This window comes from Poseidonibacter lekithochrous (assembly GCF_013283835.1).
Lineage (GTDB): Bacteria > Campylobacterota > Campylobacteria > Campylobacterales > Arcobacteraceae > Poseidonibacter > Poseidonibacter lekithochrous.
The window spans coordinates 188445-202917 of record NZ_CP054052.1 but is presented as its reverse complement, the minus strand read 5'-3'; the positions used below and the strand labels follow the sequence as shown (position 1 = coordinate 202917).

9 protein-coding genes are annotated in these 14473 nt (G+C 28.7%); 4 read left to right on the top strand and 5 right to left on the bottom strand.

Going from position 1 to position 14473, the window contains the following annotated elements; all coding sequences use genetic code 11:
• Position 1: 1 nt before the first annotated feature.
• Positions 2–2410 carry a molybdopterin-dependent oxidoreductase gene (locus ALEK_RS00955; protein ID WP_071626720.1) on the bottom strand — a complete coding sequence of 803 codons (2409 nt, stop codon included), beginning with the start codon at positions 2408–2410 and terminating at the stop codon, positions 2–4.
• A 146-nt stretch (positions 2411–2556) separates the two neighbouring features.
• Here ALEK_RS00955 and ALEK_RS00950 point away from each other — a divergent pair, with 146 nt between their 5' ends.
• Positions 2557–3441, top strand: coding sequence for an AraC family transcriptional regulator (locus ALEK_RS00950; protein WP_071626719.1), 885 nt, complete (start codon positions 2557–2559; stop codon positions 3439–3441).
• Positions 3442–3450: 9 nt separating this feature from the next.
• Here the strand turns inward: ALEK_RS00950 and ALEK_RS00945 are convergent, their stop codons facing one another.
• Positions 3451–4587 (bottom strand): iron-containing alcohol dehydrogenase, encoded by a 1137-nt coding sequence (locus ALEK_RS00945; RefSeq protein ID WP_071626718.1) that lies wholly within the window; start codon positions 4585–4587, stop codon positions 3451–3453.
• 160 nt (positions 4588–4747) lie between these two features.
• Between ALEK_RS00945 and ALEK_RS00940 the strand changes: the two genes are divergently transcribed.
• Positions 4748–5632 (top strand): AraC family transcriptional regulator, encoded by an 885-nt coding sequence (locus tag ALEK_RS00940; protein WP_071626717.1) that lies wholly within the window; start codon positions 4748–4750, stop codon positions 5630–5632.
• A gap of 10 nt (positions 5633–5642) precedes the next feature.
• Here the strand turns inward: ALEK_RS00940 and ALEK_RS00935 are convergent, their stop codons facing one another.
• Positions 5643–6779, bottom strand: a complete 1137-nt coding sequence (locus ALEK_RS00935) for an iron-containing alcohol dehydrogenase (RefSeq protein ID WP_071626716.1) — start codon at positions 6777–6779, stop codon at positions 5643–5645.
• Positions 6780–6994: 215 nt separating this feature from the next.
• Here ALEK_RS00935 and ALEK_RS00930 point away from each other — a divergent pair, with 215 nt between their 5' ends.
• Together ALEK_RS00930 and ALEK_RS00925 are read left to right on the top strand one after the other, a co-directional pair.
• The gene (locus tag ALEK_RS00930; protein ID WP_071626715.1) at positions 6995–8158 is read left to right on the top strand and encodes an Opr family porin; all 1164 of its coding nucleotides are present in this window, start codon (positions 6995–6997) and stop codon (positions 8156–8158) included.
• Positions 8159–8379: 221 nt separating this feature from the next.
• A complete protein-coding gene (locus ALEK_RS00925) occupies positions 8380–10227 on the top strand; it encodes a sensor histidine kinase (RefSeq protein ID WP_071626714.1) in 1848 nt (615 codons plus the stop codon).
• A 9-nt stretch (positions 10228–10236) separates the two neighbouring features.
• Here the strand turns inward: ALEK_RS00925 and ALEK_RS00920 are convergent, their stop codons facing one another.
• Together ALEK_RS00920 and ALEK_RS00915 are read right to left on the bottom strand one after the other, a co-directional pair.
• Entirely contained in the window at positions 10237–12078 is a 1842-nt protein-coding gene (locus tag ALEK_RS00920) for an ATP-binding protein (protein WP_071626713.1), read from the bottom strand.
• Between the two features lie 279 nt (positions 12079–12357).
• Positions 12358–14472 (bottom strand): site-2 protease family protein, encoded by a 2115-nt coding sequence (locus tag ALEK_RS00915; RefSeq protein WP_071626712.1) that lies wholly within the window; start codon positions 14470–14472, stop codon positions 12358–12360.
• Between the last annotated feature and the right edge of the window lies 1 nt (position 14473).

Here is a 14473-nt window from a genome sequence, read left to right as displayed (position 1 = left end):
TTTATCCTTCTATAATTTTTGGTGCGCTATATGCTAGGTTTGGTTGAACCACACCAGCTTTTTTGATTGAAACAAGTACAGTATTTGCTGTAGTTGCTTGCGCCATTGATGATGTTGGTCTTGACGAAGTTAAAAGGTTCGCTTGTCCAGAGTTACATCTTGTTTTATCTTTACTTGCATCATCAGGAGAATACCAAGCACCTTCTTCAATTGCAACTACCCCATCTCTAATAGTATTAGTAACAACAACACCAGCAAGAACACTTCCTCTGTCATTGTAAACTTCTACAATCTCACCATCTCTTACACCGAATTTTTTCGCATCATTTGGTGAAATTCTAATTGGTTCTCTACCTTGTACTTTGTGTACATTTTGTACCCAAGTATTATCTAACTGAGAGTGAACTCTATATGTTGGGTGTGGAGATACTAGGTGTAGTGGATATTTCGCCGCTAACTTTTTATTTCCTAACCACTCAGCTGGTTCAAACCAAGTTGCGTGACCTTTGAAGTCATCGTAACCGTAAGCATCAAATTTTTCAGAGAAGATTTGAATTTTTCCACTTTCTGTTTTTAGTGGGTTTTTAATTGGATCTTTTCTAAATGCTTCATGTCTTACAAAATTTCTAGCACTATCTGGAACTTCATATTTAACAACACCTTCTTTCCAGAATTCGTCAAATTGAATTTTCATTTTTTTCTTAGCGTATGATCTTTTGTATAATCTTTCAATCCACTGCATAGTTGTTCTATTTTTAGTGAATTTTTTCTCTTTACCAAATCTTTTTGATAACTCTGCAAAAATCCAGTAATCATCTTTTGATTCATATCTAGCATCAACAACTTTTTTCATTGCAAATAGTCTATCTTGAGCGTATGACATACCTTGAGTAATATCATCTCTTTCCATAGTTGTAGTTGCAGGGAAAACAATATCAGACATTTTAGCTGTTGGAGTCCACCATGGATCAACAGTAATAATAGTGTCTAATGTTCTCATAGCTCCAACTAATTCATTTACATCTGGTTGGTGACCAATAGGAGAAGAACCAGCACTTAACATTACTTCAATTTTTGGATAAGTAACTTTTCCACCTTTGAATGTAACTGTTTTACCAGGATTTAAAAGTAAATCACTCATTCTAGAAGCTGGGATATTAACGTTAACTTTGTTACCACCACCTTGAGGAACACCACCAACAGTAGCTTTTCCAGAAGCAGCATCACCACCACCTGCATAATGCATAGAGAAACCAAAACCACCACCTGGAAGTCCGATTTGTCCAATCATAGATGCTAAAGTAATAATAGACCAGTCAACTTGCTCACCATGGTGTGCTCTTTGTAATGACCAATTTCCTGCGATAAATGTTCTGTTATCAACCATAGTTGTTGCTAACTCTTTAATAGTAGCAGCTGGAATTTCAGTTAATTTTTCTGCCCACTCAGGAGTTTTTTCAATACCATCTTCTTTTCCAAGTAAGTATGGTAAGAATTTATCAAAACCATGAGTATATTTTTTGATGAAGTTTGCATCATATTTTTTTGATTTGTATAAATAATGCATCATTGCCATCATAAGTGCAACATCTGAACCTGGTCTAATTTTGATCCAGTCAGCTTTAAACTCAGAAGCAGAAGTTGTATAAATAGGATCAATTGAAATAAATTTGATTCCTGCTTTTTTATACTCTTCATAAGCATCAATATTTCTGTGATTTGGCACGAACCAACCGATTCTATTACATTTGTATAAATCAGCTCCCCATAAAATCATTACTTTTGTATTTTTAATAATTTGTTCATGTGCTGTTTGAATAGAATAAACTTCCATATCTCCAACAATAACTGGGTTTGTAGGACCTGCAGCTCCATTTGAATATTCGCCACTTGTTCCAACAGCTCCACCGATTTGATTGAAGAATCTACCTGCTAATGCATTAGGTTTAAATGCACCTGGATGTGCCCAACCTGAATAACAAGAATTGTAAAGTGATTGGTTACCACCTTTAGCTTGTGCTTTTTTAATAGCATCAGCTGCTAAATCTAAAGCTTTGTCCCAAGATACTCTTACAAACTCTTCTTTACCTCTTAAATCACCAGCGTCTTTACCTTCTAAGTAAGATTTTCTTACACAAGGGTATTTAACTCTTGAATCTGTCATAACTCTATCAGCTAAACCTTTTACCATTGCAGTTGGGTTTGCATCTGAATCTAACTGAGGTGTTATATCTACAATTTTCCCATCTCTTACGTGAGCATGAAATGGACCATAATGCGAAGCATGAGGAATTTTCTCAGTTCTTGCAGCAAACTCTTTTGCAAATGCACCAGTCATCGTTCCACTAGCTGCAACAGCAGCAGAAGCAGCCGCTCCAACTTTTAAAAAATCTCTTCTTGAATTGTTCATCTTCAATCCTTTGTTTTATTTATATTGAAAGTCTAACAACAAAAAATCGAAAAAAAATCGAATATATGTTAATTTAATAAAAATAAAGCATTTATTCTGTAATTTAATAGAAATATACAAATATAAAATGAAATAAAGAATCCTAAATGAACAAAAGTATTATTGAAAATAGAGAGTACCTTTTTAAAGAAGATGGTATTCACGACACATATTTAAAAGATGTAAAAGTATTCAAAACAACTAATTATGAACCTAAGAGTCCCCTAATCTACGATGTTTGTTTACTTTTAGTATTACAAGGTAAAAAAGTTGCAAACCTTGCTAGTAATACTCTAACCTTTGATTGTGACAACTATTTAGTAGTTCCTACAACTCTTCCTTTAGAGTGTGAAACCTATGCATCTAAAGAAGAGCCCTTTATTTGTTTATTAATAGATATTGATAAACAAGTGATGTTTGAAATCATGGATTTAGTAAAAAAACAAGAGACAAAACAAACGAAAGAGAATAATTTAGGAATTTTTTGTGACAAGGTAACTTCTAAAATTGAAGACGTTACAAATAAACTATTAGATGTATTAGAATCCCAAGAAGAATCAAATATATTAGGTAAGGCAATTTTAAAAGAACTATTTTATAGAATCGCTATTGGACAAAATGCTAACTTTTTACATAAAATGTTTTTAGAGAATAATAATGAAGCAAAAATTGCTCGTGCTTTAAAAATCATTCATACTCAATGTGAAACAAATCTAGATATTCCAAATCTAGCAAGACAAGAAGATATGAGTGTTTCATCTTTTCATACACATTTTAAAAAAGTAACTTCACATACTCCTTTACAATATATAAAGAAAATTAGACTTACAAAAGCAAAAGATTTAATAGCAAAACAAAATTATCAAGTAGTAGATGCAGCTTATGAGATGGGATATGATAGTGCCTCGCAATTCTCACGAGATTTTAAAACCTATTTTGGTTATCCCCCAAAAGATGTTAAGCCATCTTTTGAAGAGGATAGTAGTTCTTAATAATTAAGACTATTTCATAGACATAGTTAAAATTGTAGATACCTTATCTAATGTAACCGTTCCGTTTTCACCAATTGCTGTGTAGCCATTGTTTGTTAAAGCATTTGATACATTTGAAATTACTTTATCATCAATTTCGTATTCACTTAATTTAGTAGGTACTCCTACTTTATTATAAACTTCTTCAATTGCTTTGATTACTCCTGCATTGTCATTTTCAATTCCAAATACATTTTTACCTAATTGTGCAATTTTTGCTTCTTTTTCTTCACCCATTACTTCTAATAAATATGGTTGAACTACAGCTAATGATCTTGCATGGTCTAGATTATAGTATGCAGTTAATTCATGTCCAATAAGGTGAGTTGACCAATCTTGAGGAACACCGGCTCCAATTTGGAAGTTAAGTGCTTGGTTTGCAATATGCATTAGGTTTTCTAACCAAGGTTGAGTTCTTCTATCTTCCCAAGTATCTGCAAGTTTTACTAAACCTCTAAATAAAGTTTCAGCATAACCGTCATTTACTAATGCAGATGTTGGGTATGTGATATATTGCTCAGAAGTATGAACAAAGGCATCAACTAAACCATTTCCTAATTGTCTATCAGATAATGTAGCCATTACAGAAGGATCCATTACTGCAAATTGTGGGTATGAATGATTTGAGAAATACATTCTTTTTTCATCTGTTTCTTTTTTAGAAACTACTGTTAAATGGTTTGATTCACTTCCAGTTGCTGCTAATGTTAAAACTACACCTAAAGGTAAGGCTCTTTGCACCTCAGCAGTTCCATCTAAAAAGTCCCATGCATCTCCATCATATAATGAAGCAGCTGCTAAATATTTACAGCCATCAATTACTGATCCACCACCAACTGCAAGAATGAAATCAATGTTTTCTTCTTTTACAATTTTTACTGCTTTATTCATAGTTTCAACTGTTGGGTTTGGTTCAACACCTGAGAATTCTAAGAAAGTGTGATTTTCTAATGCTTTAATAACTTGGTCATATACACCATTTTTTTTGATTGAGCCACCACCGTAAACTACTAATACTTTATGGTCTTTGTTGATTGAATCACTAATTGTTTTTATTGAACCAGCACCAAATTCGATTGCTGTTGGGTTATGATATGAAAATTCCATATTTTTAATTCCTTTATTTTTTATAGGGAGATTATATGGGTTTTCTTTTCTTTTTAGAATAACAATTTATACAAATAACATGACAGTTTCTACAAGTTGTTTAAAACCTATATATAACTAATAAAACCCTATAATAGTATAAATACAAATTGGACTATAAATGAACAATAAAATAATCAAACAAGTAAATAACCTAACAAACAATGAAGGTCTAACTCATACCTTTCATAAAGATATAAAGTTATTCAAAACAAGAACTTATACTCCTAAGGGACCTTTACTTTATGATTTAGCCCTTATTATTGTTATTCAAGGTAAAAAGATTGGATATTTGCCTAACTCTACTTTAACTTATGATTCTAATAACTATTTAGTAGTTCCAACAACAATGCCTTTTGAGTGTGAGACAATTGCTTCAGAGGAAGAACCTTTTATTTGTATATTAGTTTCTATTGATAAAAAAGTAATGTTTGAATTAATTGATTCTTTATCAAAAAAAATAGAGGGTGAAAAAGATTGCTCTAATTTAGGTGTTTTCTCAGATGAAGTAACACCTGAAATTGAAGATACTATGTATAGATTATTAAAAACTTTAGAATCAAAAGAAGAAACAGATATTTTAGGTGATCAACTTTTAAGAGAGTTGTATTATAGAATTGCAATAGGAAAAAACTCTAACTTTTTACATAAAATGTTTTTAAATACTAATACAGAAGCAAAAATTGCAAAATCTTTGAAGATTATTCATGATAATTTTGGAAAGCATTTAGATATCCCAAATCTTGCAAAACAAGAAGATATGAGTGTATCATCTTTTCATACACATTTTAAAAATATTACTTCACATACACCCTTACAATATATAAAGAAAATTAGACTTACAAAAGCAAAAGATTTAATAGCACAGCAGAATTACCAAGTGAATGAAACTGCTAGTAAAGTAGGATATGAAAGTATTTCACAGTTTTCTAGGGATTTCAAAAGTTATTATGGTTACCCTCCAAAAGAAGCAAAACCTTCTTTTGAAGTGCATTTAATGAGATAAGATCTAAGTCTTATTTCATTGCCATTTTTAAAATTTCTTCACTTTTATCAAGTGTAATATTAGCTTTTTCACCAAGAGCACTCATACCATGAGACTCTAAAGCGGAGATTATATTTTCAATAACTTTATCATCAATACTATAATCATTTAAATTTGTAGAAATCCCTACTTTTTCATATAAAGCTTCAATAGCTTTGATAACTGCTTCATTATCATTTGAGATTCCAAATACGTTTTCACCCATTTGAGCTATTTTTTCTTTTTTATCTTCTAACATTACTCTAAATAGTTGTGGTTGAACCACAGCTAAAGATCTTGCATGGTCAAGTCCATAAAAGGCTGTTAATTCATGTCCTATCATATGTGTTGCCCAATCTTGTGGCATACCTGAACCAATCATTCCATTTAAGGCTTGATTAGCAATATGCATTAAGTTTTCTTGCCAAGCTTCAGATTTTCTATCATCCCAAGTATTTCCTAAAGTTACTAATCCTCTTAATAGAGTTTCCGCATAACCATCATTTACTAAAGATGCTGTAGGGAAAGTAACATATTGTTCACATGTATGTACAAAGGCATCTACTAAACCATTTGCTAATTGTCTATCATCTAATGTAGACATTACAGATGAATCTAAAACTGCAAATTGTGGGAATGAAAATGGTGAGTGGAAAAATCTTTTTTCATTTGTAGCTTTTTTAGAAACTACAGATGCAGAATTTGATTCACTTCCTGTTGCAGGTAATGTTAAAATAGCTCCTAGAGGTAAAGCTTTTGTAACTTGCGCGCTTCCATCTAAGAAATCCCATGCATCACCATCATAAAGTGCTGCTGCAATTAAATATTTACAGCCATCAATAACTGAACCTCCACCAACTGCAAGTACAAAATCAATTTTTTCACTTTTTATAATTTCAACTGCTTTATTTAATGTTTCAACCGTTGGGTTTGGCTCAACTCCACTGAATTCACACCAAGAGTAACCTTCTAGCGCTTTTGATACTTGATCATAAACTCCATTCTTTTTAATAGAACCACCACCGTATACAACTAGTACTTTTTGTTCTTTAGATATATATTTTGTGATAGATTTAATTTGACCTTTCCCAAACTCGATTGCTGTTGGGTTGTGATATGAAAATTCCATGAATAACCTTTTATATTTAATTTATGCAAGCATTATAAAAGATATATGGCTTTTTGTGAATACTTGATTTTACAAATTACATGCCAATTTCTACAAATTTTTCAATTCGACTTTTTTTCGATTTTTTTTAATTAAACTTCCAACATATAAAAAATGAACTTTCATTCGTGTTGAGTTTTTATTTGTATATGAAGTTATTATTAAAAGGATAATCAATGAAAATCTTAAAATTAAGTATGATTGCTGCTTTAACTATCGGGGGATGTACTATTGCTAGTGCAGATAGTTTAGCACAAACACTAAAGGATGGTAAAGTTTCTGGGGAATTCACAGCAACTTACGAAACAAGAAATTTCGATAAAGAAAATGGTGCTTATTATCAAGACACTGCTTATGGTGTAGGTTCTTTTGCATTAAAATATGAAACTGGTGTATGGAATAATCTTAGTTTAACTTCTAAGTTTAGAGCGTATACTACATTATTTGAAGATGATTCTAACTCTGTTACATCTCATGGTAGAGGTGATGCTGCTGAGAGATTTTATCAAGATGGTAAAAATAGAGATATAGATGCTGAAGAATTATTTGTAACATATACTCCAAACTCTAATATTACAGTTAAAGCCGGTAGACAATTTATCTCTACTGATTGGATTAATAAAACTCAAGATGCAGTAAGAATTGATGCAAAATACGGAAACACTGCAATTGAAGCTATCTGGTCTGCTAGACAAGGTAGAATTTACTCAAGAGATTATAGACCAATGAGTGATATTAATGGAAACAAAGGTGTTTATAAATTAGGTTTAACTCAAACATTCACAGAAAATATTTCTGCTACTGCATATGGATTAATGGTACCAGATGTAAGAGATATTTATGGTGGAAAAACAAACTTCAAATTTAACGACACAGCTTTAAGAGCTCACTATGCAGTAAGTTCAGATGACAAAGACTCAACACAAGACTCAACTTTAATTGATGTAAAAGTAAGCACTAAAATTGCTGGTTTTGCTCCATACGCAGGATATATTAAAGTAGATGATAATGCAGCATTCCCAGGATATGGTGCTTCTAACTCAGGTGAAATTATTGTACCTTTTGAAGAAGGTGATTATGTTTATAGTAAAGGTGCAGAGACTTATTACTTAGGTGTAAGCAAATCATTTGGAGATTTAAGTTCAACTCTTCTTTATGGAAATACTGAATACATCAGTGGAAGTGATAAACTAGAATTAACTGAAACAACTTTATGGTTAGGTTATGCTCTTACATCAGAGTTAAAAGCTAACTTAGGTTATACACTTGTTGATGAAGATGAAAAATCTGCAACATCTGATTATGATCAGTTAAATGCAACATTAACATATAGTTTTTAATTTTTATACGTCCCCTTTTGGGGATGTAGTTTTCTAAGCCATAAAACTGCCTCTGACAACTCTCCTTTTAACACTAAATATTAAGAGTTTTATGCTGATTTCTCCTTGATATTACAGAGGTAGTTTTATGGTTTAGTAAAAAATAATTGACAAAAAGTTACATATTAATGTAGAAATAATAACTTTCCTTTTATAATATGAAAAATACTTAGGAAAATTATATGAGTTCACAAAATGAACAACAACTTTTAAAAATAATCAAATATATCCCCACTCTTTTTTTAATATTTATTAGTATGATAGTAATTGCTTTTTTATACCTAGAATATGACAAATCATTAAACTCACAAAAAGATTTGATTCAAAAAAATTATATTCAAAAAAATAAAGATTATATAAAACATCAAACAGAAAATACTTATAATTTTGTTTTACATAAACAAGAAACTACAGAAAAAGAATTAAAAGATAAATTAGAAAAAGAGATGCAAAAAGCTTACTCTATTGCTTACTCTATTTATGAAAATAATAAAGATATAAAAGATGAAGCATCAATAAAAAAATTAATCAAAGATGCTATTAGACCTATTCGATTTAACAATGGAAGAGGATATTTTTTCATTCATGATAAAAATATTTTTGCAAATACAATGCATCCAATCTTTCCAAAAATAGAAGGGAAAAGCTCTTACAATATAAAAGACGCCAATGGTAATTACATAATAAGACAAATGCATGATATTTTAAAACAAAAAGATGAAAGCTCATTCCAATGGTATTGGTATAAACCAAATGATAAAAAAACTCAATATAAAAAGATTGGTTACATTAAAAACTTCACTCCTTATAACTGGTTTATAGGAACAGGTGAGTATGTTGTAGATTTTGAAAAAGAAGTACAAGAACATATTTTAGATGATTTTAATGCCATCTTACAAAATGAAAATATTAGCTCATTTATCATTGATAGTGAAGGTAAGATTCTAAGTAAAATCAATAACTTTATAGATAAGATTGATATTCCCAAGGTCTTAGAAAATAAGAAAAATGGTTTTACAAGTAATAATTATGATCCATTAGGAAATGTAAGTTATATAAAAACTATTCCAAAATGGAATTGGATTATTGTTTCTTCTTTCTCTAAAGAGACAATAGGTAATATTATTGATGAAAGAAAAAGTGCTTTAGATAAATCTATTGAACAAAATATTACTAATACAACTATAATTTTTATAACTTTATCTTTTTTCCTTTTTATTTTATGTGTTTATTTTGCAAAAATAGTAAACAAAAAATTTAAACAATACAAAAAAGAGATTAATAAACACCTAGATGCAAAAATAGAACAAGAAAAGATTCTTTCTCAACAAGCAAAAATGGCAGCTATGGGTGAAATGATAGGTAATATTGCCCATCAATGGAGACAACCACTATCAAGTATTACCTCAAATGCTACAGCTATGATTGTACAAAAAGAGTTAAGTTTACTAGATGATGAATCTTTAAAAAAAGGGCTAAAAGAAATAAATAAAAAATCACAATTTTTATCAACAACAATTGATGATTTTAGAAACTTTTTTAATTCAGATAAACATAAAAGTAGTTTTTATATAAAAGACTCTATTCATAATGCAATGACATTACTTGATTCACCATTTAAAAGAAGTGATATTCAAATCATTGAAAATATTGGAAATATTCAAATCAAAAATTACAAAAATGAATTTATTCAAGTAATTATAAATATTCTAAATAATGCAAAAGATGCTCTAAAAAACAAACACGCTGATAAGTTTATTTTGATTGATGTATTCAAAAATGAGAATAATATTGAGATAATTATAAAAGATAGTGGAGAGGGAATAAATGAAGAGATTATTCATAAAATCTTTGATCCTTACTTTACTACAAAACACCAGTTCCAAGGGACTGGAATTGGACTTTATATGAGTAATGAAATTATTACAAAACATATGAATGGAACAATTACTGCTTCAAATGAAGATTTTGTTTATGAAAATAAAAGACACAAAGGTGCATCTTTTAGAATAGTTTTACCTAATAACTAAGATTTACTCTTAGTTATTATATGGAATTTCGATTACAAAAACAGCTCCGTTATCACTATTTTTTGCATATAAACTACCATGCAAATGTTTTTCTACTATCTGAGCACTCATATATAAACCAATTCCCGTACCCTGGCTTTGGTGTTTAGTTGTAAAATATGGATCGAAAATCTTAGGAAGGACATCATCTTTTATTCCTCCTGCATTATCTTCAATATAAATAGTTACAACTTTTTCACTCTTTTTAATACTGATTTTAACCCATTTATCTTTTATCTCTTTCTCATCTAATACATCTTTTGCATTATTGAAAATATTAATTAAAACCTGAGATAATTCCCCTACAACTATTTCTATGTTTATTCTATCTTCATAATCTATTTTGTTAATAAGTTTGATATGTTTACTATTTAATGAAGGTCCCACAATTGCTAAAGCATAATCTAATCTATCTTGTAAAATCACTTTTTCAAGTTTCTTTTCATTTTTAATATAATCTCTAAAGATATCAATTGTTTCAGATAAATGTTGAGCTGTATTATTTAGAGATTCAAGCTCTTTTATTGCATCTTTTTTCTCAAATAAATCAAACTCTATTTTCAGTTTTAAACCACTAGCAACTGTACTAATTAAACTCAATGGTTGTCTCCATTGGTGGGCGATATTACCTATCATTTCTCCCATTTGAGCATTTTTAGCATGGTCATATATTTGTTTATCTTTTTGTCTATTTCTTTTTGTTTCATACTCAATTTTTGCTTCTAGATTTTCGTTTAACTCTTTTAACTCTTTTGTTTTTTTATCTACTTCAACACTTAACTCTTCTTTGTGACCATTTTGTTTATTGATTAGATATAAAACTATAACCATTAAGATAAAAGCAATCACATTTATAATTTGTGTTAGTTTTATTATCTTTACAATTTGCGGATTATAAGTATAAGAGACTATATAAGCGGCTGATTTTGTACTTTTTAAAATATTTGAGATAGGAATAAAAGAGATTACAATTAAGTCATCATCTTCTAATCCATAAATAGCAAACTCTTTAGCATTAGCAATTTTATTATTTATAAAATCTTGCCTTTTATCAATAGTTCTTTTTGAAATATCAATTTTCACGTGATTAACATCTTTTACTTCAGAAATAAAGAAATCTTTATGCTCAATACTTTGTTTATATGAAGAGGAATAACCTTCATCCTTCCAAATACTTCTATCAACAATTGTTTTATTTACTAAGAAATGTGAATGCATTTTATTTACATCGGTAATTGTTTTTTGAATATGTTCTGAATCAAAACCAATATCAACACAACCTAAATACTCATTTTTACTATTAAATATTGGATAAATATTTCTAAAAGCATGGGATATTTTTCCTTGCTCAAAACCATAAGATTTTCTTTTTGTTTTATTTACAAGAACAATACCTTCTCGAATTGAGGATAAATCATCTTCAAACTTGTCTTCTTTGTGAACTCTTAAAAATGTTTTATTATCAGGAGTGGCAAAAGTTAAAATCTTAATACCTTTTGTTTTCATTGTTTCAAATCTATGGGATAAAATTGAATATAACTCTTTTCTTAGAATGACTAACTCAGAAGGAGAAGCATTTAATGCTTTACCTAAGATTTCTATTATTTTTTTATTTTTTCTTATTTCTAAAAATATAAATTCTGCACTTTTTTTATTATGATAAGTAGTAATATTATAATGAAGTTTTAAATCTTTAATACTGTTTTCTAACTCTGTATCAATAAGTTTATTGGAGTGTAGGTTAATTAAAGAGAGTACTATAAAGCATATGAAGATATATATTACTAATAAAGGATATTTTATGTTTTTCATAAAATAATTATATTACTTAATAACTTTGTATTTTATGAATTTTTTTAATTAATACCACTTACATATTAAAGATATAATCCTTTTATATAAGTAGTTGTAAGTTTCATGATAGATTTATATGTTTACAAAAAATGGAACTAAGTTCTTTTCACCAACATTTCCATTTAGATCAGTTCTAGTTTGGAATTTTGTAATTTTCCAAATTAGATTAAAGTATTAGGGCTATCTATATTTGTAACAAATTATCCTTCAAAAGACTTAATACAATCTTTTGAGTTATTAAAACCCACTCTCTCGAATAAGGATAGATAATACTTGCTTTGAAAACTTAACTAATATACTTGTAGCTTCTCCATCAACAATTAATACTCCATCTTTTCTTATTTTATATTCACCATTAAAATCTACTAGTTTAGCTTCTATTTTGTAATATGCTTTTTCACTAACTAAACGTTTTTCATTGTCTTGTCTTACCGCTATTTCTCCATCAAAATCAGATGTTAACTCCGGAAAATCAATGTAAGGAAGTGAAATATTTGATACATCTATAACTTTTGCATTTAAAGGAGAATAATCACCGCTATTTATTATAAATAGTGCATTAGAATCACTCTTTATATTAGGAAGATCATTTTCATCACAAAATGCAGTTAATTTTATTGAAGAAGGATCATAAAGTGTTAGCATAGCTTCTTTAGGGTTTACCCATTGATTATTATGAAACACATCATTTTTATAAACTATTCCATCAAAATTAGCTTTTAAATTCAAACTATCTTTTATTTTTATTAGTCCCTCTTTTTTTCTAATCTTTCTATTTAGTTTCTCTTGTAGTATTAGTTGGTTATCAAGTTTATTTTTAGTTGAAGCAGTTTTACTTAACTCCAATTGTAAAAATTCAATTTCTTTTTCTACTTGTTTAATTGAAAAAGTATTTTCTAAAGATTCCATTGTTACTAATAGATCACCTTTTTTAACTTTTTGTCCATTTTTTATATAAATTTCTTTTATTTTAGCTTCATATGGAGTATAAATTTCCATATAGTTTTCAGCTTCTAAAACAGCAGGCATGTTAATTTTATTATTCCAAGGAATAGAAAAGAATAAAACTATAAATGTTAATATAAGTAGGGTTCTTATATTCTTTTTATTTAAACTTAATTCATCTTTTTTTTGAAACCAGATCTTCAACTCCTTATAAATTGGTAAAATAATAAACCACAAAATTTCAACTACAAATAAAAATATCCCTAAAACTTTAAAAGCAAAATAATATACTAAAAATGCTATACCTAAAAAAAGGAAAAACCTATATATCCATGTTAGTATTGCATAAATAATGAAAAAATTCTGTTTTGACTTAGGTAAATATTCAGGAATTTGTTCTTTACTTCCAAGTATATTTTCTCTTAAAAACCACCTAGCCATTGCAAAAGATCGAGGCTGTAGATTTTTTGAATCTGAATAATCAGATAATGCATAATAACCATCAAAACGCAAGAAAGGACTTATATTTATTAATAGTGAAGTTATCCAACTAGTAGTAGCTAGAATAAATGCAATACTTTTTAATGTTCCATCAGGTAAAAATGACCAAAAGAATGTAGCAATCAATGCTAAATAAAGTTCAACCTTCATCCCTGCTAACACAATCTGAAGACGTTTATATTTAGATTTTATTCTCCAAGAATCAGTAGTATCTGTATATAAAAGAGGGAATAAAACTAAGAATGCAACTCCCATTGTAGGAACTTTTGCTCCATTCCTTTTTGCAGTAAAGGCATGACCTAATTCATGTAAACTCTTTACAAAAATTATTGATAAAAAATAAGCAGCTAATCCTTCTTTTGAGAATAAATAAGAAAAAGTACTCATAAATTCATCTAAATTTCTAAGACTTAGGATAATTCCAATAGTACCTAATACTAATACTATATTTCTCCAAGTATTTGAATATAAGAATTTTATTTTTGAATAATTATTCTCCAACCATTTATCTGGTTTGAAAATTGGTATTCTAATAAATAAATAGTTATGTAATAACCATTTAAAAAAACTTAGTTTTGAGTTCTTCTCTTCTAAATATAACTTTTTTGTATCTTCGTACTTTTCTAATTTTATAAGTTTATTATTAACTATAAATTCAATAAAAGTTTTTAGTGTTTCTTTTTCTATTGAAAAATTATTTTTATTTATTTTTTTTAGAAATAAATTTATATCACAATTATTTTCCCATAATGATAATAATTTAAAAGCATCATAACCAATTGTAAAGTACTTATTTTGTAAAGGATCAAAAAGTAACCAGTTCTTTGATCCTTCTTCTGATGCTGAAGCTTCTAATAGTTTTAAATCATCTCTTAGTATAGGTAGAAGTTCTGCCTCTTCTAACATA